This is a genomic window from Bacillus sp. PK6-026 (assembly GCF_054161455.1).
Genome location: NZ_CP096418.1, coordinates 1,436,381 through 1,457,616 on the forward strand (window position 1 = coordinate 1,436,381; position 21,236 = coordinate 1,457,616).

Here is a 21,236-nt window from a genome sequence, read left to right on the forward strand (position 1 = left end):
GAGGAGTGCGCTTTTTTCTCGCGCATTCAATGAAGGTGGTACCGCGGAAAGCTCTTTTCGTCCTTTTATTTGGACGAAAAGGGCTTTTTTTGTTGGCTTCTGCCAGATCATCTCGGAGGGAAAAAACGTGAAAAAACAACGGATTGTCATTAAAATCGGAAGCAGTTCATTAACCAATTCGAAAGGCAGCATCGATGAGGCGAAGATCAATGACCATGTTCGGGCGATAGCTGCTCTGAAAAAAGAAGGCCACGACGTCATCTTTATTTCGTCCGGCGCTGTCGCTGCGGGATTTTTACAGCTCGGCTATCCCGCGAGGCCTGTCACGCTAAAGGGGAAACAGGCTGCAGCGGCCGTCGGCCAGAGCTTGTTAATGCAGACATACATCAAGCATTTTGCAGACCGCGATATCAAGCCTGCGCAAATTTTATTGACAAGAAACGATTTTGCCAAACGGGAACGGTATCGAAATGCATATGCGACCATTATGGAACTGATTGAACGGGGGCTTGTCCCGATTATTAATGAAAATGATTCGGTATCTGTTGAAGAATTGACGTTTGGGGACAATGACATGCTATCCGCCCTGGTGAGCGGACTGATTCATGCCGACAAACTCATCATTTTAACGGATATTAACGGCCTCTATGATTCGAATCCGAATGAACATCCTGATGCCCGCCGTTTTGATTACATTCCCGAAATTACGGACGAACTTTTGGGCTGCGCTGCATCCGCCGGTTCAAAAGTCGGGACGGGCGGAATGAAGTCGAAGCTTTTGGCGGCAAAAACCGCTCTTTCACTCGGCGTCAATGTTTTCATAGGCGCCGGAGAGGGAGATGATAAGCTGATTCAGATTTTAAAAGGAAACGGGGACGGCACCTATATCGGCCAATCCGACCTGTCTTCCGTCAACAATCATAGACAGTGGATCGCTTTTCACTCTCCTGTCTCAGGGAAGATTACCGTTGATGAGGGGGCTGAGCTGGCGATTATCGAAAATGGCGGCAGCTTGCTGCCGGCCGGCGTAACAGCAATATCCGGGGATTTTCCGAAAGGGGCGGTTGTCGAAGTTTACGGACCGAACGGCTTGGCCGGAAAAGGCCAAACGCTGTACTCCGCAGCAGAGCTTGAAGAGGTGAAAGGGAAACGAAGCGATGAGTTCCATCATGAAGAAGGGATAGAAGTCATCCATCGAAATGATTGGGTAAGTATTAAAGAATAAGGGGATGAAAGAATGAGCGAAGTGATTGAAAAAGCAAAAAAGGCTAAAGTCGCAAAAGAAGAACTGGTTCATCAGCCGACTGCAAAGAAAAATGAGGCGCTTTCCTTCATCGCCGAGGCGCTCCGCTTTAAGCAAGATGAGATATTGGCAGAAAACGAGAAAGATATCGTTCGCGGCAAAGAAAAAGGCTTTTCACCTGCGCTGCTTGACCGCCTTGCCTTAACGCCGGAGAGACTGAATGATATGGCAGACGCCGTCATGCTGCTCATCAAGCTTGAAGATCCTGTGGGGGAAACGCTTGAAACGATCCGCAAAGACAACGGGCTTTTCATTGAAAATGTCAGGGTTCCGCTCGGAGTCGTCGGCATGATCTACGAGGCCCGGCCGAATGTAACGGTCGACGCCGCGACCCTCTGTTTGAAAACGGGAAATGCCGTCATCCTGCGGGGCAGTTCATCAGCCATCAACAGCAATCAAGCGCTCGTCCGCGTGATCAGAGAAGCGCTCGAACAATCTGCGCTTCCGCAGGATGCCGTTCAGCTCATTGAAGATACAAGCAGGGAAGCGGCAAAACAGCTGTTCACTTTAAACGACGGCTTGGATGTCCTGATTCCGCGAGGAGGGAAAGACCTCATTGATATGGTGGTGCGGGAATCCACAGTGCCTGTCCTTGAAACAGGCGCGGGAAACTGTCACATATTCATTGATGAATCGGCTCGGTCCGACATGGCCGAGCAGGTTGTAATCAATGCCAAAACGCAGCGTCCTTCTGTCTGCAATGCGATTGAAACGGTGCTTATCCATAAAGACTGGGCGAAGAAGCATACGACAGCGCTGCTTCAAAAGCTTGAAGAAGCAGGCGTTGAAATCAGGGGAGACGAAGCTGTATGTGCGCTGCTGCCATCTGCGGTTCCTGCTCGCGAGACCGACTGGGAAACCGAGTTTCTTGCGCCGGTTGTCAGCATCAAAATTGTCGCCGGAATCGATGAAGCCATCCGGCACATCAGGCAGTACGGCACGCGTCATTCGGAAGCGATTCTGACTGAAAATCAGGAAAACGCCCGGTTTTTCTTAACGTCTGTTGACGCTGCAGCGGTTTACCACAATGCTTCCACGCGTTTTACGGACGGCTTTGAATTCGGCTATGGCGCCGAAATCGGCATCAGCACGCAAAAGCTTCATGCAAGGGGGCCGATGGGCCTTAAAGCGCTGACTTCTTCTAAATATATCATTAAAGGAAACGGGCAAATCCGGATATGAAAGTGAAACATCCTGTCTTGACATGCAGACAGGATGTTTTTTTGTTGCGTTTTCGTATTTAATTTTATAAAATTTAATTGTGCACAATATAAATTAAAGGAGACGATAAATCATGAAACCTATATTTACCTCGCAAGCTACTGCCAAAGGCGGCAGAGACGGACAAGTCACCTCATCTGACCGCGTCCTTGAACTGGAGCTGGCCATGCCGGGAACGCCAAAAGCCAAGAAGAACGAAAATGCCACCAATCCGGAGCAGCTGTTTGCTGCCGGATATGCGGCATGCTTTGACAGTGCATTGCAATTGACCGCCCAAAAAGCGCGTCTTCGAATGGAGACAGAGGTGACGGCAAACGTCAGCCTTCTGAAAGATGAAGCAGATGGAGGCTATAAGCTCAGTGTCACGCTGCAAGTAAAAGGAACCGGCGTTGAACAGTCGGAGCTCGAAAAACTCGTTCATCAAGCTCATACCGTTTGTCCGTATTCAAAAGCGATTTCCGGAAATGTTGATGTCAGCCTTGAAGTCATTTCTTAAAAAAAGGCGCCTTCGATATGAAGGCGCCTTTTTGCTGTCTTTACAGCGCATCTGTTTTTTTCGTCAATGAAGCCAGAAGGGATTCAAGCGTTTGTTTCAAGTTCTTCAGTTCGCCAGCCGACAGATCGGTCTGGGCGATCATGTGTTGCGGAATGCTGCTCGCTTTTTCCTGAAGTGCCTGGCCGCCTGCTGTCAGTCTGACGACCACAGACCGTTCATCTTCAGGTGACCGCTCCCTTGTTAAAAGCCCGTGCTGCTCCATCCTCTTCAGCATCGGCGTCAGTGTGCCGGAATCGAGATAAAGGAGCTTGCCCATTGTTTTGACGTTTAATTCCCCGTGCTCCCATAATAAAAGGAGTGCGAGGTACTGCGGATACGTAATATTGAGTTTATCAAGCAGCGGCTTGTAAAGCTTCGTCATTTCACGCGAACTGGCATAAAGGAGAAAACAAAGCTGTCTGTCAAGCCTCATATGTTCAAATTCGTTTGTCATCGTTTCACCAACTCTTTTTTATGTTCCTTTTTATTGTATAAGATTTTTCGTTTTTTTCCCATTGTTCTGCAGAAAACCCGAAAAAACAAAAACGGATGTTTAAAAAACTCATTTTGTGAAATATAAAGAGTAGAGGAAAAAAACGTAAGGAGGAATCAGGATGACTGCATTATTTACAGCAAAAGTCACGGCAAAAGGCGGAAGATCAGGACATGTCACATCAGATGACGGGGTTTTGGATCACAACATTGTCATGCCAAATGAAAAAAAAGAAGGCGAATCAGGGACAAATCCTGAACAGCTCTTTGCGGCGGGATACGCGGCGTGCTTCGGCGGCGCATTGGAGCATGTCGCAAAACAAAAAGGCATTAACATCGATTCTGAGGTTGAGGGCCATGTGAGCTTGCTGAAGGATGAGAGTGACGGCGGTTTTAAAATCGGCGTCAAGCTGATCGTCACCTCAGGCGGGGTAGACAAAGAAAAAGCGAAAGAGCTGGTCGAAGCCGCTCATGACTTTTGCCCTTATTCAAAAGCGACGAGAGGAAATATCGACGTCAGCCTTGAAGTAAAATAAACAAACGGGAAAGATGAAAACGAGAAAGCAAACAAAGCTTGTTTGCTTTCTTTTTTAGAAAGGAGCAGCAAATGGCATATCTTAAAAAAGCGCTTGTATTCGCCGTGCTCTCTGCCGCCTTCGTCCTTGCAGGATGCGGAACCGGAGCGAAGGAGAACAACGGAAATCAACCCTCGGCTGATACGGCCAAACAGAAAGCGCCTGATTTGAAAACATATTCTCTTGACAAAAATATCCGGTCTGAAGAAGATTTTGATTTGATAGGCAAGTATGTTCATGCCGAAGACGACCAAATCACGCTCGAAATAAAGGATAAGGAACTGATTGTCCCGAAAAGCAGCCGTTTTCACAGCGAAGAAGACCATGATGACTTAATCGGGAAGCTTGTGAAGGTAGAGGTGGACGGAAAAACGCAAGAAGCCGAAGAAGCTGAGCTCATGCCGCAGTCAAAAGCCGACCAAAACGGCGTATATGAACAGGAGAATGACGGCAGCCGAAAAATCATTGCCGCGTTTGTCAGCGAATCGGAACAAAACATTACAATCAAAACAAAAGCTGGGGAAAAAACTTATCAGAAAACAGCCGATTTTGAGAGGGATGTCGCCGAAGCACCTGAAAAACTGAAAGGGAAAATCGTCAGGCTTGAAATTGAAAAGGATGGAAAGGCGGAAAGCCTTGATTTGGAATCTGAAGATCAAAAGCTTGAATGGTATGAGCCGTCAGCTTCAAAATGAAAAAGCTTCCTTCATCAGGAAGCTTTCTTTATTTTAATATTCCACTTTTTGATCGGTCGTTTCCCACGTGAGAAAGGGTTCAAGCTTTGCTTGAAGGTCCATTTTATAAAAAGGAATTGTCCGTTCGCTTTGCGTTTTTGTGATTTCTTCATAAATAAAAGAATCGTCAAAACCGGCCGATGCGGCATCTGAATGCTGAGCGGCGAAGTAAACTTCCTTCGGTCTCGCCCAGTAGATGGCTCCCAGGCACATTGGACACGGTTCGCAGCTTGTATAAAGAATGCAGTCGTTCAGCTGATAATCTCCAAGTGCTTCACAGGCGAGCCGAATAGCCGTTACCTCAGCATGCGCGGTGGGATCATTGCTTGTTGTGACATTGTTTTTTCCCTCGGCAATAATTTGGCCGTCTTTGACAATCACAGCGCCAAAAGGTCCGCCCGTGCCGCTTTTCACGCTCTCCACCGCAAGGTCGATTGCGCGCTGCAAAAATGTTTCATGATTCATTTCTGTATCCTCCTTGGTTGTCTTGCCTTCTTATTATAGCTGATGAATCTTGTAAAATAAACGCGCATCAGAATATTCAGTATGTTTGATTTCGAACGGACCATCGCATACAATGAATGCTAGAATGATGAACGGAGGATGATGTTTTGCTTACATTGTATATTGCAAGACACGGTCAGACGGAATGGAATATTGAAAAAAGAATGCAAGGCTGGGAAGACTCCAATTTAACGGCTTTGGGGCTGGCAAATGCAAACGCCCTCGGCGAACGGCTGAAAGCTGTTCAATTCCAAGCCGCATATTCCAGTCCAAGCGGCCGGGCTGTTGATTCTGCGCGGGCTATGCTGCAGAACCGCAGTGTTCCCTTTATAACAGACGACAGATTAAAAGAAATCTCGATCGGCCGCTGGGAAGGAAAAACGTATGATGAGATCAAACAAAGCGATCCTGACTTGCTGGAAGCGTATTTTAATGCGCCTGAAACATACATGCCTGATGAAGGGGAGAGCTTTTACGATTTTGAAAGACGGGTCAGCCGGGTGTATGAATTCATTCTCCACCGCCATCGGGAAGGCAATGTCCTCATTGTCAGCCATTCCGTGTTTATTTTGGTGCTTTTGAATCTGTTAAAAAAGAGGCCGGTCAGTGAACTATGGAACTCGAGCTATGTTCATGACACAGCTCTTGCAGTTGTAACAGTTTCTGATGATGGAAAGGTCACAATCGAAAGAGAAGGAGACGGGGAACATAGAGTAGAAGCAAAGAATGCCACCTGGTAGGCATGCCAAAAAGCCTGATTTCAACAATCAGGCTTTTAGCGTGTCGACAAACCCTTGCAGGCCTGCAAAGGCGGTGCTCACAGGATCGGCGGCAAACCATCCAGGCGTCCTGCCTGAACGCCGCTGTCATCATATCCTGTGAAAGTCCGCTCCGAGCCTCTTAGCCGGAATACATTTTGGCACTGAAGCTGTGGAGCGTGGCAGCGGAAATCGTTTTGTTTTTTGAAAGACAAACGGTTTTGACATCTGCCGCATCTGCTTCCGCTTTTTTTCCGAAAAGGAAGACCGTAAGAGAAAGCGGGCCTTTTGCGATTTGCTGATACGCCAGAAGGCAAAGGTTGTCGGCGATTGTGCGGCTGATCATGCGGCGTGCTGACCACAGCTGCTGCTGTCCTTCTTCATCTAACTGAATATATGCTGCGGCTCGTTTTTTCGTAAAGAGTCCTGACAGGCCGTTTTGTTTGATCTGCTTCATGAGAGCGAGCGGTTCAGACAGCGGCGGCGCGGTCAGTCTGTAGCTGTCAGGGGAACATTTTGCCGCAGCCAAAAAAGACATGATCGGCAGGTAGCCTGCCAGACGCCCGCCGCTCTGGAAGAGCTTCTCTGCAAGCATTTGATCGGTCTTTTTCATGCGGATTTCTGTAAAGTGCAGAAGATGCTGCAAATCATCGAGCGTGTGTAAAAATCCATTGAGTTCATGTTCCATTTCGGATTGCGCCTGATCGATCCCGTATGTCCTTGCTGCTTTCACGCTGGAGAAAAGAACATGAAAATGGCGGTTCAAAAGGTTTATTAAATCGCTGATTCGCTGGTGGGAATAGCGAAATTGGCGGGCGAGCGCGTGCAGATCATTGATGTTCAGCCGGATCGTCATGTCAGCTCCTCGGCTTTCAGCTGAAGCCGCTCAATTTCTTCGGACGCCTGCTCCTTAATGGCCCTCAGCCTGTCATACACGCGCGATTCCGCCCGGTCAAGATCGTCCAAAAGTGCGTCATACATTTCGCGCGCCTGTCCGCGCCATCCGTTGATATACATTTGGTGTGCTTTTAAAATAGAAGAACTTTCCTGCCTCAGCTCGTCAATGGCGGCAGTCACTTCTTTTACGTATAGCTGAAGAGAGTGAATGTCTTCCTGATATATTTTTCGTTTGATTTTTCGTTCTAACGCTATTCCATCGTCAATCACTACATATTTTCCTTCCCTTCCATCATCTACTACAAATATGTTAAAAGAAAAGGATACGGAAGGAAATCGTACGAATGAATCAAAAGTCTTAATGATTTTTGGGCGGACGTACCTTATATAACGGTTCTTTCGGCCTAAAAAGGGCTGAGGACATGAAAAGAGCCGCCCGTGTGAACAGGCGGCGTTTGTGTTGGATTTTTTGTGGAATTAAACAGTCTGAGCGAGTTTGCCTCTTGCTTGTTTGGCTGCTTCAACCATATGTTTAAGCGCTGCGATCGTTTCTTCAGGCTGTCTCGTTTTTAAACCGCAGTCAGGGTTTACCCAGAAGCGGTCAGCCGGGCAGACTTTCAGCGCATCTTCTATAATCGTGAGCATTTCATCGCTGGAAGGGACGCGGGGACTGTGAATATCATAGACGCCAAGCCCGAGTCCTTTCAGGTAAGGATGCTGTTCCAGATAATCAAGGAATCCGCCGTGGCTTCTGCTGTGCTCGATCGTAATGACGTCTGCGTCAAGATCTTCGATCGTGTCTACAATATCTTCAAAGTTGCTGTAGCACATATGCGTATGGATTTGCGTCGTATCTTCTACTGATGAAGTGGACAGTCTGAACGCTTCGGCAGCCCATTTAAGGTACTCGTCCCAATCCCGTTCTTTAAGCGGCAGGCCTTCTCTCAAGGCGGGTTCATCGACCTGGATGATTTGAATGCCTGCTTTTTCGAGCGCTTCAACCTCTTTGCGGAGAGCTTGGGCGATTTGGAAGGCAATCTCTTTTCTCGGCAGATCATAGCGGGCAAAGGACCAGTTTAAAATCGTAACAGGACCTGTCAGCATGCCCTTGACTTTCTTCGAGGTCAAGGATTGGGCGTAAACTGTTTCTTTTACCGTCATCGGCTCTTTAAACTCGACATCTCCGTAGATGACCGGCGGACGGACGCAGCGGGAACCGTATGACTGAACCCAGGCGTATTTGGTAAAGGCGAATCCTCCGAGCTTTTCACCGAAATATTCAACCATGTCTGTCCGTTCGAATTCTCCGTGAACGAGAACGTCAAGTCCGAGGTCTTCCTGAATGTCAATCCATTTCTTTGTTTCTTTCTGAATAAATACTTCATACTGCTCGTCAGACCATTCTTTTTTCCGCCATTTTTGCCGCGCGCTCCGCACTTCCGCTGTCTGCGGGAAGCTGCCGATCGTCGTTGTCGGCAATAGAGGAAGTCCGAGAGATTCATTTTGGATCCGCAGTCTTTCTTCAAAAGCTGTCGGGCGTTTAAAGTCTTCCTCGGTCAGCTTGTCTATTTCTTCGGCAAAGGCCGAATTTGTCGCTGCACCGTATTGTTTGAGAGCTTGAAGGTGCCCGTGCGCTTCATCGATTTCCGTTTGGATGGCCGCTTTTCCGGAAACAAGTCCGTTCTTCAGCAGTGTAAGCTCCAGAAGCTTTTCTTTTGCAAAAGATAAACCGTTCAAGAGATCATCGGCAAGCTGCTCGTCCGGGTGTTTTGCGACAGGGACGTGAAGCAGGCTGTTTGCAGGCTGAATCCAGACTTCGTCAACACCCGCACTCTGGATCAGCTCAAGCGTCAGGTCCAGGCGTTCTTCGAGATTGGCTTTCCAAATGTTGCGCCCGTCTAAAATACCGGCGGCAAGGACTTTGTCTTTAGGAAAACCGTGCGCTTTTAAATGCTCGAAGTTTTTCCCTTTATCATGAACAAAATCAAGACCAATCCCGGCGACAGGAAACGATATCAGCTCTTCATAAGCGTCAACCGAATCAAAGTAGGTTTGCAGAAGGATATTCACTCCAGGGACTTCCTCTGTAATCGTCTGATAGATTTCTTTGACTGCAGCCGCTTCTTCATGTGAAGCCGTCACTAGAGCAGGCTCGTCGATTTGCACCCATTTGCCGCCTTCCTGCTCAAGCTCTTTCAGAACTTGGATGTAAAGAGGCGTCATTTGGCTATAAATATCTTTGATATCTTGTTGTTCATAGCCTTTTGCAAGGGCTACGAAAGTGTAAAGGCCGAGTATGACGGGCTTCGTTTCTGTTCCCAATGCTGCTTTTGCTCTTTTATAATCTTCAAGCGGTTTGTTTCTCGTCACGCGGTATTGTGCGCCTTTTTCAAATTCAGGCACAATATAATGGTAGTTTGTGTTAAACCATTTTGTCATTTCACACGATACAGCATCTTTCGTGCCTCTCGCCATTGCGAAATAAGTATCTAACGGATCATGTACATCCTTGAATCTTTTTGGAATCCAGTTGAACATCACCGCCGTGTCAAGAACGTGGTCGTACAGGGTAAAGTCGGAAACCGGTATGATATCGATTTGCTGATCAAGCTGGGTCTGGAGGGCTGCTAAAAATTGTTCGTCCATTTCTTTTAAAAAGGTCTCACGGTCTGTGTTTCCTTTCCAATAAGCCTCAAGCGATTTTTTCCATTCTCTGTTCAAGCCGATTCTTGGAAATCCCAAGCTACTCGTTTTTACATTTGTCATTCTGGTCTCCTCCTTTTAGTGTTCAATAAAAAAAGACACTCACACTTCGGACAATGAGAAGGTGAATGCCTGAAAACAGCATTTTGCGAACGAGAAATAAACGTAGCGATTGTTACGTCAACTCGAACACCTCCTATCGACCGTAGGTTGATGGTGCGTCAGAACAGGCAGGTCTCCTGGCTCATGAATCGACGGTTATTTCCCCCTTCCCGTATAGAAACAGTGGGTTTTATGAAATAACCTCCTCATTCACAGTGGCGGGACCGCGTCGGATTTTCACCAAACTTCCCTTTTAAAATCTAACCTCGTTAGATTACCATGTTCCCGGCGATGAAATTGTTTAGTAGATTATATACCGTCACGATCTTTTAGTCAAAATAATTTTTGAATTCTTGCAATTAAAAAGATTCAGCCTTATCAATAGCCATGAAAAAGGCCGCCGACATTGTCGGCAGCCTCCTTAGGCTGTTAAAGGGAAAGAAGTTTTGCTTCGCCGGCTTTTTCCGCCAGTACCTCCGGCGCCGACAAATATAAGAATCCGTTGCCGATCAGCGCTTTTGAGTAATCAAGAGGAAGCGTGCGGCGGATTAACTGAGCATACAGTTCCGGTTCTGTCAGCTTCCGTTTAAACGCCTCTTCTTCAGCTGACTTGATGAGAGCGAGCGCGCCGCTGACGTGCGGTGTGGCCATCGATGTTCCCGTCAGCTTTCCATATTGATGATCGGGCAATGTAGAGAGGATTTCTTCTCCTGGTGCAACGAGGTCAATTTCTTTGTTCGCATTTGAGAATTCGGAAGACTCCCGCGTCAATGACACAGACCCGACAGCGATGACTTCGTTGTATGCAGCAGGGTATGAGTACTCCTCTGTACGGTCATTGCCGTCGCCTTCGTTTCCGGCGGCGCAGACGACGAGCACTCCGTTTTTCACGGCGTTTGTCACCGCTTCTTTCAATTCCGGAACGTCGGCAGGTCCGCCGAGCGACATTGAAATGATATCGGCTTTTTGTTCGACGGCGTAGTTGATCCCGTTGATGATCCATTCATAATCGCCGCTGCCGTCTTCACCGCCGAGCACCTTGACGATTAATAGGTTCGCTTCAGGTGCCACGCCGGAGATGCCGCCGTTTTGATCGTTTGCGGCAATCGTACCCGCCACATGGGTGCCATGTCCATTATAATCATGAAATTGATCTTCTTTTCCATTGTCATCATCAGTAAAGTTTCTGCCTCCGATGATTCGGTCTGCCAAATCGGGATGGGTTGCGTCACAGCCTGTATCAAGCACTGCGACAGTGATATCTTTTCCTTTAAAACCTTGTGACCACAGCTCCGGTGCCTTAATCGCATCGATTCCTTCCGGCAATTCGTTCACGTCCATCAGCTTTGTGTCAGTGACATAAGGAATTAATCGCATTTGCATTTCAAAGCCCTCCCTGTTATATGCTGCTTTAGATGGGTTACAAGGTGCGTGATTTTATTGTAAAACATTCACTTTGTTAAAAAAAGGTTCATTTGTATGAATTTTATGAAAAGTTAAAAAATATAGATAATAGAGGAGAAAAGTCGAATAACTGCGAACAATGCTGGAATTGTAAGCGAAAAGACCTGTGAAATCGACGAAAGGGCGAGAGAATCACTATATATATGAGATTTCGCTTCATCATATTATCCCGGCAAAAGGATATCCTATTAAAAAAAGGAGTTGATACAGGGTGAAAGAACAAGAAAACGAAAAAAGAGACGAATTGTCAATCGAGCAGGCGGAGTTTGTGCCGCATCCAAAATATGAAGGAGAATACGCGCTTTTGCTGCACGAAAACTATCACCTGCTGTCAAAGGACGACCTTGAACAGGATAGCGAAAAGTAAGAACGGAGCTCGGCATCTCGGCGAAAGAGCTGGTTTAATTTTGACGAAAAAGGGAATCAACCATAATAGAGAGCATTAAGTTTGCTTTTCTTATTGACAGTTATCCTTTTTTTCTGTAATCTCATTGTGTCCGGTAAATACAGCTCTTCGTTAGGTGAGGCTCCTGTATGGAGATACGCTGCTGCCCAAAAATGTCCAAAGACGCCAATGGGTCAACAGAAATCATCGATCTAAGGTGATTTTTAATGCAGCTGGCATGCTGCCTATGCCATACAGTGCTAAAGCTCTACGATGGAAGGCGTTAGGGTTTTATTTTGTATGGCTTTTAACACCTTCATTTCAATGAAATAGGTGTTTTTTTATTTTTTGAGGAAAGTGAACTTTCCGTATTAAACAAGGAGGTGGAAGTATGGATTCTCCCCATTCGAGGCGGTTTAATCATACGAGAAATATTTTACAGCATCACACATTGATTGATGAGGAGATCCTTATACTTCACCCCTTTTGCTATGGTGATATAAGGATCTCCTGAAAAGGGAGGTACAGATTGCCATGGTAAAAAACATGACATATGATGAACTGATTTTACGCATTATTATTTTACTGAGAGACGGAAAACGAAAAGAGTTTCAAAACGTTTTAGAGGAACTGCAGCCTTATGATATGGCGATTCTGTTTAAGGAAATGCCCGAAAAGCACCGCGGCCGGTATCTGTCTTTTTTAACGGTTGAAGACATTACCGATCTCATGGGCGAACTGGACAGAGAAGAGCAGCTTGTCGTTCTGAACAAGGTCGGCAAGGAAAAGGCGATCCATGTGATGAATAAAATGGACAACGACGACCTTGCCGCGCTCTTCGAGGAAATGGACTCAGAGCTGAAAGACCAGCTTCTTTCCAGTATGGAAGCGGAAGAATCTGAAGCGGTCCGCGTTCTGATGAACTACCCGCCTGAAACAGCGGGAAGAATCATGACAAACCGCTATGTCTGGATTCCGCAGCATTACACGGTAAAAGAAGCGGTTGTCAAGCTGAAAAGCTTTGCGGAAATCGCGGAGTCGATCAACTATTTATACGTTATCAATGAACAAAAGCAGCTTGTCGGGGTTATCTCATACCGGGATCTCATTTTGGCAGAACCCGATGAGAAGGTTCAGGAATTAATGTTTACAAGGGTCATCTCAGCGGACGCTCTTCAAGATCAGGAAGAAGTCGCAAGGCTCATTGAGCGGTACGACTTTCTGGCGATTCCCGTTGTAGAAAAAAACCATGAGCTTGTCGGGATCGTAACGGTCGATGACATTATTGACATCGTCATCCAAGAAGCGAATGAAGACTACGAAAAATTTGCTGCATCAGGTAAAGCAATCACGTTTGATACAAAATCGTATGTCGCTGCATATCGACGTCTGCCGTGGCTGATCTTGCTTCTGTTCATCGGTTTGATCTCAGGCAGCATCATGAGCTATTTTGAAGACACACTGCAGCAGGTTGTCGCATTGGCCTTTTTTATGCCGATGATCGCAGGAATGACGGGTAACACCGGGACGCAGTCTCTCGCTGTCGTCATCAGAGGGCTGTCAAAAGAAGAACTCAATAAAAAAACGATTTTCCGCTTGATTTTCCGGGAGCTCAAGGCCGGCATTATTATCGGCGTTGTTTGTGCGGTCGTGATTACAGGAATCGCGATTGTATGGCAGGGGAATCTGCTGCTCGGATTTGTGGTAGGGACTTCGCTCTTTGCCACACTGATCATCGGAACGATGGCGGGAACGATCGTCCCGATCATCCTTCACAAGTGCAACGTCGACCCTGCGATTGCATCGGGTCCGCTTATCACAACTTTAAATGACATTTTGTCACTGCTGATCTACTTCGGTATTGCAACTGCATTCATTCATTCACTGTAAGACAGCAGCCCTCCTTTTTTAGGGAGGGTTTTTTGCTTGCCAGAATCCGTAAAAGCCTATATATTTTAGGCAGAGATCAGGGGGGATTGGTATGAGAAGATTTGCAGCTGTGCTGATTTGTTTAGCCGTTGCAATGGTTGCTGCCGGCTGTCAGAATGAAGATGAAGGAAAAGACAGGCGGCTCGTCGCAGTCGAGGGTATGCTTGAGGCGATATTGAACGATGATGTGTCAAAGATGAAGCGGTTGTACGTGGAGGGCGCAACCCCCTCTCCGGAAACAATCCTGGAAAACAAACAGAAATGGGGAATTTCCGGGCTTCGTGCTGATGATTTTCAAATTTCTGAAGCGAGCATCCATGTGTTTCATGCCGCTTACAAGATGGAAAATACCGGTCAGCCCGGAACGATCGCGTTTCGGATACGCAATGATCCAGATAAAGGCGTTATGATTGATTTCATCGGATACATAAAGGAAACGAAACAGCAGGAAAACAGGTGACGAATCATCCGGAGGGTATGATTCGTTTTTTTAGCGGTTTTTGTATTTAAAATGAGCGTTAAGCTGTCCTTCGAGCATTTTCTTTCTGAGCTGCTGGTCGTTTTTCAGTCTCTGTTCTTTTTTGCGCATATCTTTGAGGATTTCTGCCGTCTGAACACCGTCTTCCCGCTTGTTTGCGATTTCCATCAGCCGTTCGACGTCAGCAAAGGAATACTTGCGCGTGCCTCTTGAAGAGCGCTGCGGATAGATCAGCTTGCGTTCTTCGTAATAGCGGATCTGCCTGACCGACAAACCCGTCAGCTCGCTGACAATGCCAATAGAAATCACTTTTTTATCTTTATAAGAAAGATCTTCGACTGTCATTTTCCCACCCCTAAGATGACTTTTTTTGTATTATATAAGAAAACGCGCGAAAAAACCTGACGTTTGTTAGAAAATCTAACATTGTTGAAAAACTTTTAAAAAAATCGCGGAAGAAAAGTTTACAGGAACCATGCAAGGGGTAAAAGTGTTTTGTATGCTGTAGATACAGACTGATGAGGGGGAATCATTGGATGAAGGAACACAAAGCGGTCTCACTCGCCAAAGAAATCGTTGCTTTAGACATTAAAAGAGACGAATTGCTCGAGACATTAATGAATCTTGCCGGAAAGGATGCGTTTCCGCTGCTGAGGGCAGTGCAGAACGGCTTTTATCAAAAGTCCTCTTAAATCCGGAAGTGGGAGTGAAAGCAAACTTTACACGGCCTTAAAGCCTGGTTAATAAATAAGGTCTATTCTTATATTACAACACACGAAAATGAAAGGAGAAGATCATGAGCAGGTTGTTAAAAAACGCTTTGGAAAAGGAAAGAAACCATTACTCAAAAAAACTGAGCTCACTCGGTGAGTATAATCAGGATGTTTTGCAGAGGATGACGATTACGGAGCTCAGAAAAGAATATTTTTATTTTTTCCGGAAAAATAAAGCCCGTGTTCAAAATCGGCCATTTTGAAAAAACGGGCTTCTTTTTAATATCTTAAAAAAAATAAGCAGGAGTTTTCTTTCGAATAACGAAAATATATACTTATAGAATATGGGAAAAGCATGACCCTTTCTTTTTCTACATTTGTAAGGGTTTTCATTTCCCGGGTTCATTTTAAGAAAATAGTATAAGAGGTAGATGATATGAGACTTTCGTTTAATGAGGAAGAAGTTCACCGTGCTATGTCGCTGTACAAGGTTTTTGCCAGGGCTTTTAAAAGCGTTTCAGAACATAGTATTCGGGACAGCAAGGAACACGGCTTTAATCCTACAGAATTTGCTGTATTGGAGCTTTTGTATACGAGGGGAGCCCAAAAGCTGCAGCAAATCGGCTCGAGGCTGCTCCTTGTAAGCGGAAACGTAACCTATGTGATCGACAAATTGGAAAAAAACGGTTTCATCAAACGAGAGCAGGACCCGAAAGATAAACGGTCTGTCTATGCGAATTTGACAGAGAAGGGAAAGGCATATCTCGATGAGATTTATCCGATCCACTCCCTGAGAATTGCGCGGGCTTTTTCAGGCTTGACAAAAGAGGAACAGGAGCAGCTGATGGCCCTTTTAAAAAAAGCCGGAATCCACAGCCAGCACCTATTGTTTCGCTGAAAAAGTCAATTTTCCGAACGGTCAATTTCTTTTAAGTGATCGAGAATAGCTTTGATCTGTTTGTCTTGGGGCTGTCTGAAGAAGCTTTCGAAAGGGCATCCGAGCTCCTTTGTGCGTTTGATGACAGCCTCCATCGTAAAATTTGAGGGTGCCAAGTCTGAATGGACTTCATCCCAAAACAGTGGTGCGGCCACTGTGCCAATCTCATTGCCTCTTGTGGAATACGGGCAGATGATCGTTTTTCCCGGAGCGTGCTGCACATAATCAATATAGAGTTTTCCGCCCCTGTTTTTAATCAGGCGTTCGGTTGTGAACAGATCGGGAAAAAGTGAGACGCAATAAGAAGCCGCAAAGCTTGTGAAAAGGCGGGTTTCTTCATAAGTAAAGGCGTTTTTTGAAATCGGAATATAGATTTGTATCCCTTTATTTCCCGACAGCTTTGGAAAAGACAAGAGGCCAAGCTGTTCAAATAAACGGTGCAATTCATTCGCGGCTCTGACGGCCTGTGGAAACTCCGACCTTGAAGGCGGATCGAGATCGAAAACGATTTCGGTCGGACGGGTCGTATCCGCTGTTTGAAAAGGGATATGGAACTCCAGCGCAAGCTGATTGGCAAGCCACAGCAGAACTGAATAATCACTGCAGATGATATGCTCGTGCTCGTCAACCCGAATGGTCGTGATAAATTCGGGTGCGTAGTCGGGCTTGTTTTTTTGAAAAAAAGATTCTCCGCCGGAACCGTGCGGATAACGGATAACGGTAAGCGCCCGATTGTCGAGAAACGGAAGCAGAAAATCGCCGATTTCATTCAGATATCCGATGTAATCCGCTTTTGTTTTATTGCTTTTAGGAAAGATGACTTTATCAAGGCTTGTCAGCTGCAAATCGGGGTGGACGTTTCTTGAATGAAGCAGCAGGCGCTTGTAAGTACAATCTTCCCAAGCCATGTCAAATTCAAAAGAAACAAACGACACCTCGCGCAATGTCCCGTAATGAATCGTTAAATAATGGACCGTCATGCAAATCGACGGATCTATGGTATATTCGCCGGGCTTTGTTTCGGTTCCGTACTGCTTGACGATTGAAAGAATGGCGTTTCTTTCCTGTTCTCCGAGTCCGTGGGAAACCGAACCGACTTCTTTGATTTGACCGCGGTCATAGACGGCGATTGTCAAATAACGGTTTGCCATGTTGTAGCCTGTCATAAATACAGCTGCTTTTTTGTAGTTTTTGAGCTTGAGCCATTCGGCTGTTTTTTTATTTTCAGCCCAGCGGCTGTCTTTTTTCTTCGCAACAATTCCCTCGCCGTCAAACCTTTTAACAGCATTCCATAGAGCATGGAAATCTGAAGTGTCAGGGATGTATTGAATTCGTGCGTGAGCCATCGGATCGGGAGCCATCGGCAAGCCGAGTTCTTTCATCAGGTCGGAAAGCGCGCGTTTTCGTTCGGTATAGGGGAGTGAGGTTAAACTTTCTCCTTTAAAGACCAGTAAATCAAAAGCGAGGTACTGACACGGTTTCTTCGCGGCAGCTTGTTCAATCAACTCGGCCTTTTTGCTTAACCCTCTTTTTTGGACGTATTCAAATCGGGAACGAAAACGGTTTGTCAACGACACAATTTCCCCGTCAATCGTGATCGGCAAGTGTTCTTTGAGATTTTCGATCATGCTTTTTGCAAATTCCGTAATTTCCGGAAATGTGTTTTCGAGCGGCTGCGCGTTTCTGCTGATGAGCGAAACGTCGCCGGCCGCAGAAATTTTTAAAAGCCCCCGATACCCGTCATACTTGGCTTCATACCGCCAATTGCCGCCTGAAGGAGCGGATGTGGTCAACACGGGCTGCATCGTAATTCCCATTTTTTATTTTGCCTCTGATGCTTTTTTGCGCGACGTTTTTTTCTTTTTTTCCCCGGTTCCTTTTGCAACAGGCGTTTTTGCCGCTTCCCGGTCAGGCGCTTTTGTCCGTTCGATGCTGGCTTGGAGAGCGCTCACGAGATCGATGACATCCTCGCGCGGAGCGGCGGCTCCGGCATTTGGTGTGACACCCTCATTATGATCGATTTTCTCTTTGATTTTATCCATCAGCGCAAGTCTGTACGTATCTTCATATTGTTCAGGCGCAAATGTCGTCGTCAGCTCGTCTATTAGTGAAATCGCGGTTTGCAGCTCTTTTTCGTTGACCGCGGTTTCCTCCGGAACACCGGGTACGTGGGCCGCGTTTCGGACTTCATCAGGGTAGTGGATAGACTCCATTAAAATGCAGTTCTCGTAGACGCGAAGAATGGCGAGCTGTTTTTTGGAGCGGATGGTCATATGGGCGATTCCGATCTTTTCTGTTTTTCTGAGCGCTTCGCGCAAAAGTGAGTACGCTTTTACACCGTTATCTCCCGGTCCGACGAAATATGAACGGTTGAAATAGATGGGGTCGATTTCCTTTAGCTGGACAAAATCAACAATTTCGACAGCTTTGTCTTCCTGCTCTTCTTTGAGCTGTTTCAGCTCATCGTCCGATAAGACGACGTATTTGCCTTTAACATATTCGTAGCCTTTGACGATGTCGTCGGGCGCGATTTCCTGGTGGCAGTTTGTGCACTTTTTCTCATACTGAATCGGGGCGCGGCATTCTTTATGAAGCGACCTTAATTTAATATCCTTATCCTCTGTCGCTGCGAACAGTTTAATGGGGATATTGACAAGGCCGAAGCTGATTGAGCCTTTCCACATCGTATGCATCGGTTCGGTTCAACTCCTTTTCTTTTATTGATGCCTCTCTGCAGATTGTTTCATGAATAGCAACTTATGGATAACAGCGCGAAAAAAAAGCATCCAGGCTTCGGCCCGGATGCTTGCGGCGATACAGTGATTTGCTTGGGGAAAGCGCTTAGTTCGGCTCGGTTTCCTCCTGCAAAGACGGTCTGTTCTTTCTGGCGAGAGAAGAAGAAAAATATTGATATCTGCTTTTGCTTTTGTGCTTCGCGGCGTACATGGCCATGTCGGCTTTTCTCATCAGCTCATCACCGTCTGTTCCATCGGCCGGGGAAACGGCGATTCCGATGCTGACGGATGTTTTGAGACGGTGCTCTTTAATGTGAAAAGGCGTTTCAAACTGACTGATCAATTGCCTGGTCAGCTGATCGGTTCCATGTAAAGGGGCGACAATGATAAATTCGTCACCGCCTAACCGGGCGATGAAGCCTTCATCAGACACACAATGCGCCAAACGCTGTGCTGCTGCCACCAGCAGCAGATCTCCGACGTCGTGGCCAAGGGCGTCATTAAACACTTTGAAACGGTTTAAATCCAAAAACAATACGGCCGTCCCCGTCTTCTGCCGCTCCAGAGCATTTGCGAGATGGTCGACTGCATACCGTCTGTTTGGCAAATCTGTCAACGCGTCATAGTGAGCCATTCTATGGATTTTGCGTTCTGCTTCACGCTGGTTTGTCATATCTTTACAAATGACATAAATGCTGTCAAGCTGCTTTCTGACGTACACCGGTATCAGCGTCACATTTACATCAAAACGCTTTTCAGCTATTTCGATTTCCGTATCGCGGTTAAGGGCCTGTTTTTCATTTTGGACTTGAAGAAACCAGTTGAGCAGTCTGTCATGATCCTCCCCTCGAAAAAACGAAGACAGACGCTCAGGCTCAACTCCCATTTTTTCAAGAAGGCTGTATCCCGATGAATTGGCGGAAAGCATCTTGCCTTCAAGCGAAAACACGTAGATCGGATCAATGTTGTGGTTAATTAAGGACTGGAACCGTTCCTCATTATCTTTGATTTTCTCGATATGAAACAGCAGACGCTTGTCAGTGAAGGCGCCGAAAATCAAGAAGCATTGAAGCATCAGGCTGACAAGTACGATCATAATGCCCAGTTCAATTGTATCGATTCCTTCGCGGCCTGTATCACGGCCGTCAGTCATGAAAAGCGTAGCTGCTGCCATTCCTGTATAGTGCATGCCGGAAATGGCGCCGCCCATTAAAAGCGCGCTTCCGATTTTAATGAACAAGATCCGAAAGGAGCCGGTTTTTTTGGCGAATACCACTGACAGTTTTAAGGCAGCGAAGGAGGCGAAAATGGCGATTGCAAAAGAGGCGGCATAAAGAACGGGATGATAGACGATTGTCATATTCTCCATCGCCTCCATCCCGAGAAAATGCATGGAGGCGATCGCGCTTCCCATTGCAAGGGAGCCCGCCGCCAGTCTTGCATTCGTCGGTTCTTTTCCATTCACAACATAAAATGAAATGAGCGAGCCTGCGAAAGCGGCAACAATCGAAAGCAAGACGAATCTCAAATCGTATTTCATTTCTTCGGCTGTCTGAAATGACAGCATCCCGATAAAGTGCATAGACCAGATACCAAGCCCCATCGTGAGGGATCCGGCCAAAAGCCATCCGATATTTTTCCTGCCCTTTGTATGGACGACCCGTTCCGATAAATCAAGGGCTGTGTATGCTGCCAAAACCGCAGTGATATAGGATAAAAGAACGAACCATCCATTATATTCACCAAAAACTTCTGTCACTTTCTTCTCCGCCTTTTTGTACTATGATGAAAAATCTGAATTTCTATACTGTATTATGAAAGGCCAGACTGCCGTACTCTTAACCGTTGACATAAAAAAAGCGGCAATAGCGCTACATCCGGTATAATTCGTGAATTATACTATATATAATGAAATTCGCCAATAAAAAATGATATCCTTCTGCTCTTTCTAAGGAGGACTTCCCATTTTGCTCTTCAATTTTCCTGAATTGTGTTAAAATCGTTTTTGTACGTTCTTTGGAACTTGAAATTATCAATCGTCAAAGGTTGTGGTCGATATCGAGGAGTTTATTTTATCATTGGCTGAGGCGTTTAAGAGCCTCTCGTATTTAGGGATTTTTCTGGCGCTGTGCATCGAATTCGTGCCGGCTGAAATCGTTCTGCCGCTTGCCGGCTACTGGGTGTATCAAGGCGATATGTTGCTGATCGGGGTCGTTGCCGCAGGTTCACTGGGAGGTGTCGCAGGTCCGCTGACGCTTTACTGGCTCGGGAGGTACGGGGGGCGGCCGTTTTTGGAGCGCTACGGCAAATACTTCTTCATTAAGCCTGAAGCGCTCGAAAAATCGGACAGGTTTTTTGAAAAGCACGGGGGGTTTGTCGCATTCAGCGGCCGGTTTATACCGGGCATCAGAACGCTGATTTCCATTCCGTGCGGACTCGCTAGAATGAACGTGTGGGTGTTTTGTATTTATACATTCCTTGCGATCACGCCGATTACGTTCGTCTATGTCTATTTAGGCTTTTACCTCGGCGAAAACTGGAGCAAAGTCGGCAGCCTATTGGACGGATACCTTCTTCCGGTCGGCATCGGATTCATCGTTTTGTTCGTTCTTTACCTTTGGGTGAAAGGCAGGCGGAAGAAAGTCAAATCGCAAAGCGTTTCAACTTTTTTAAATAAAAATAAGGATTGACAGCCGGGCGCATATGAGGTTAATATTATCTTATAATTCAATATTTTCTTTTATCCCAAAGGGGAGTAGCGTCCGGATGTT

General features: G+C 46.3%; 23 protein-coding genes, 2 riboswitches and 1 other annotated feature (1 of these 26 cut by a window edge). Of the genes, 13 read left to right on the top strand and 10 right to left on the bottom strand.

Features of this window, described 5'->3' with window-relative positions:
• Window positions 1-68 (top strand) — a binding site (T-box leader); it begins 151 nt to the left of the window's first position.
• A 59-nt stretch (window positions 69-127) separates the two neighbouring features.
• The 3 genes from proB (at window position 128) to M1D59_RS07300 (ending at window position 3,020) form a co-directional block, all read left to right on the top strand.
• Window positions 128-1,225 carry a glutamate 5-kinase gene (gene proB, locus M1D59_RS07290; RefSeq protein WP_025812022.1) on the top strand — a complete coding sequence of 366 codons (1,098 nt, stop codon included), beginning with the start codon at window positions 128-130 and terminating at the stop codon, window positions 1,223-1,225.
• A 12-nt stretch (window positions 1,226-1,237) separates the two neighbouring features.
• Window positions 1,238-2,485, top strand: a complete 1,248-nt coding sequence (locus M1D59_RS07295; RefSeq protein ID WP_020451100.1) for a glutamate-5-semialdehyde dehydrogenase — start codon at window positions 1,238-1,240, stop codon at window positions 2,483-2,485.
• Between the two features lie 112 nt (window positions 2,486-2,597).
• Complete coding sequence (locus M1D59_RS07300; protein ID WP_020451101.1) at window positions 2,598-3,020, top strand: organic hydroperoxide resistance protein; 423 nt, start codon at window positions 2,598-2,600, stop codon at window positions 3,018-3,020.
• 40 nt (window positions 3,021-3,060) lie between these two features.
• Here M1D59_RS07300 and M1D59_RS07305 read toward each other — a convergent pair whose 3' ends face one another.
• Window positions 3,061-3,513: a MarR family winged helix-turn-helix transcriptional regulator gene (locus M1D59_RS07305; protein ID WP_020451102.1), complete on the bottom strand. Its 453-nt coding sequence runs from the start codon at window positions 3,511-3,513 to the stop codon at window positions 3,061-3,063.
• 160 nt (window positions 3,514-3,673) lie between these two features.
• On the opposite strand from M1D59_RS07305, the gene M1D59_RS07310 reads away from it, so the two are divergent.
• Both M1D59_RS07310 and M1D59_RS07315 read left to right on the top strand, forming a co-directional pair.
• Window positions 3,674-4,087 carry an organic hydroperoxide resistance protein gene (locus tag M1D59_RS07310; RefSeq protein ID WP_020451103.1) on the top strand — a complete coding sequence of 138 codons (414 nt, stop codon included), beginning with the start codon at window positions 3,674-3,676 and terminating at the stop codon, window positions 4,085-4,087.
• A gap of 71 nt (window positions 4,088-4,158) precedes the next feature.
• Window positions 4,159-4,821, top strand: a complete 663-nt coding sequence (locus M1D59_RS07315) for a hypothetical protein (RefSeq protein ID WP_020451104.1) — start codon at window positions 4,159-4,161, stop codon at window positions 4,819-4,821.
• A gap of 33 nt (window positions 4,822-4,854) precedes the next feature.
• Here M1D59_RS07315 and M1D59_RS07320 read toward each other — a convergent pair whose 3' ends face one another.
• Window positions 4,855-5,325, bottom strand: coding sequence for a nucleoside deaminase (locus M1D59_RS07320; RefSeq protein WP_020451105.1), 471 nt, complete (start codon window positions 5,323-5,325; stop codon window positions 4,855-4,857).
• Window positions 5,326-5,471: 146 nt separating this feature from the next.
• Between M1D59_RS07320 and M1D59_RS07325 the strand changes: the two genes are divergently transcribed.
• A complete protein-coding gene (locus M1D59_RS07325) occupies window positions 5,472-6,104 on the top strand; it encodes a histidine phosphatase family protein (RefSeq protein WP_025812015.1) in 633 nt (210 codons plus the stop codon).
• Window positions 6,105-6,264: 160 nt separating this feature from the next.
• On the opposite strand, the gene M1D59_RS07330 is transcribed toward M1D59_RS07325, so the two are convergent.
• From M1D59_RS07330 to M1D59_RS07345, 4 genes are all read right to left on the bottom strand, one after another.
• Window positions 6,265-6,978 (bottom strand): hypothetical protein, encoded by a 714-nt coding sequence (locus M1D59_RS07330; RefSeq protein WP_025812013.1) that lies wholly within the window; start codon window positions 6,976-6,978, stop codon window positions 6,265-6,267.
• Window positions 6,975-7,289, bottom strand: a complete 315-nt coding sequence (locus M1D59_RS07335) for a hypothetical protein (protein WP_020451108.1) — start codon at window positions 7,287-7,289, stop codon at window positions 6,975-6,977. The genes M1D59_RS07330 and M1D59_RS07335 overlap by 4 nt, the downstream gene beginning before the upstream one ends.
• Before the next feature lie 207 nt (window positions 7,290-7,496).
• Window positions 7,497-9,785, bottom strand: a complete 2,289-nt coding sequence (metE, locus tag M1D59_RS07340; RefSeq protein ID WP_458117914.1) for a 5-methyltetrahydropteroyltriglutamate--homocysteine S-methyltransferase — start codon at window positions 9,783-9,785, stop codon at window positions 7,497-7,499.
• A 149-nt stretch (window positions 9,786-9,934) separates the two neighbouring features.
• Window positions 9,935-10,123: riboswitch (cobalamin riboswitch) on the bottom strand.
• Between the two features lie 130 nt (window positions 10,124-10,253).
• Complete coding sequence (locus M1D59_RS07345) at window positions 10,254-11,207, bottom strand: S8 family peptidase (protein WP_023856779.1); 954 nt, start codon at window positions 11,205-11,207, stop codon at window positions 10,254-10,256.
• Window positions 11,208-11,499: 292 nt separating this feature from the next.
• Here M1D59_RS07345 and M1D59_RS07350 point away from each other — a divergent pair, with 292 nt between their 5' ends.
• The 3 genes from M1D59_RS07350 to M1D59_RS07360 all read left to right on the top strand — a co-directional run bounded on the left by M1D59_RS07350 (window position 11,500) and on the right by M1D59_RS07360 (window position 14,062).
• Window positions 11,500-11,655: a transcriptional regulator SplA domain-containing protein gene (locus M1D59_RS07350; protein WP_020451111.1), complete on the top strand. Its 156-nt coding sequence runs from the start codon at window positions 11,500-11,502 to the stop codon at window positions 11,653-11,655.
• Between the two features lie 139 nt (window positions 11,656-11,794).
• A riboswitch (M-box (ykoK) riboswitch) is annotated at window positions 11,795-11,959 on the top strand.
• 248 nt (window positions 11,960-12,207) lie between these two features.
• Window positions 12,208-13,563 carry a magnesium transporter gene (mgtE, locus tag M1D59_RS07355; protein WP_020451112.1) on the top strand — a complete coding sequence of 452 codons (1,356 nt, stop codon included), beginning with the start codon at window positions 12,208-12,210 and terminating at the stop codon, window positions 13,561-13,563.
• 91 nt (window positions 13,564-13,654) lie between these two features.
• Window positions 13,655-14,062 (top strand): hypothetical protein, encoded by a 408-nt coding sequence (locus M1D59_RS07360; RefSeq protein ID WP_020451113.1) that lies wholly within the window; start codon window positions 13,655-13,657, stop codon window positions 14,060-14,062.
• A 30-nt stretch (window positions 14,063-14,092) separates the two neighbouring features.
• On the opposite strand, the gene M1D59_RS07365 is transcribed toward M1D59_RS07360, so the two are convergent.
• Complete coding sequence (locus M1D59_RS07365) at window positions 14,093-14,425, bottom strand: MerR family transcriptional regulator (RefSeq protein WP_020451114.1); 333 nt, start codon at window positions 14,423-14,425, stop codon at window positions 14,093-14,095.
• Between the two features lie 191 nt (window positions 14,426-14,616).
• Between M1D59_RS07365 and M1D59_RS07370 the strand changes: the two genes are divergently transcribed.
• From M1D59_RS07370 to M1D59_RS07380, 3 genes are all read left to right on the top strand, one after another.
• Complete coding sequence (locus M1D59_RS07370; RefSeq protein ID WP_020451115.1) at window positions 14,617-14,772, top strand: hypothetical protein; 156 nt, start codon at window positions 14,617-14,619, stop codon at window positions 14,770-14,772.
• 104 nt (window positions 14,773-14,876) lie between these two features.
• Complete coding sequence (locus M1D59_RS07375; RefSeq protein ID WP_020451116.1) at window positions 14,877-15,056, top strand: hypothetical protein; 180 nt, start codon at window positions 14,877-14,879, stop codon at window positions 15,054-15,056.
• 173 nt (window positions 15,057-15,229) lie between these two features.
• Entirely contained in the window at window positions 15,230-15,691 is a 462-nt protein-coding gene (locus M1D59_RS07380; RefSeq protein ID WP_020451117.1) for a MarR family winged helix-turn-helix transcriptional regulator, read from the top strand.
• Window positions 15,692-15,696: 5 nt separating this feature from the next.
• Here the strand turns inward: M1D59_RS07380 and M1D59_RS07385 are convergent, their stop codons facing one another.
• The 3 genes from M1D59_RS07385 to M1D59_RS07395 form a co-directional block, all read right to left on the bottom strand.
• Window positions 15,697-17,547: a DNA ligase D gene (locus tag M1D59_RS07385; RefSeq protein ID WP_458117915.1), complete on the bottom strand. Its 1,851-nt coding sequence runs from the start codon at window positions 17,545-17,547 to the stop codon at window positions 15,697-15,699.
• Window positions 17,548-17,550: 3 nt separating this feature from the next.
• Complete coding sequence (gene ku, locus M1D59_RS07390; RefSeq protein ID WP_026579818.1) at window positions 17,551-18,423, bottom strand: non-homologous end joining protein Ku; 873 nt, start codon at window positions 18,421-18,423, stop codon at window positions 17,551-17,553.
• A 148-nt stretch (window positions 18,424-18,571) separates the two neighbouring features.
• Window positions 18,572-20,224, bottom strand: a complete 1,653-nt coding sequence (locus M1D59_RS07395) for a diguanylate cyclase domain-containing protein (protein WP_458117916.1) — start codon at window positions 20,222-20,224, stop codon at window positions 18,572-18,574.
• 289 nt (window positions 20,225-20,513) lie between these two features.
• Between M1D59_RS07395 and M1D59_RS07400 the strand changes: the two genes are divergently transcribed.
• A complete protein-coding gene (locus M1D59_RS07400) occupies window positions 20,514-21,155 on the top strand; it encodes a DedA family protein (RefSeq protein WP_026579816.1) in 642 nt (213 codons plus the stop codon).
• The last annotated feature ends 81 nt before the right edge of the window (window positions 21,156-21,236 follow it).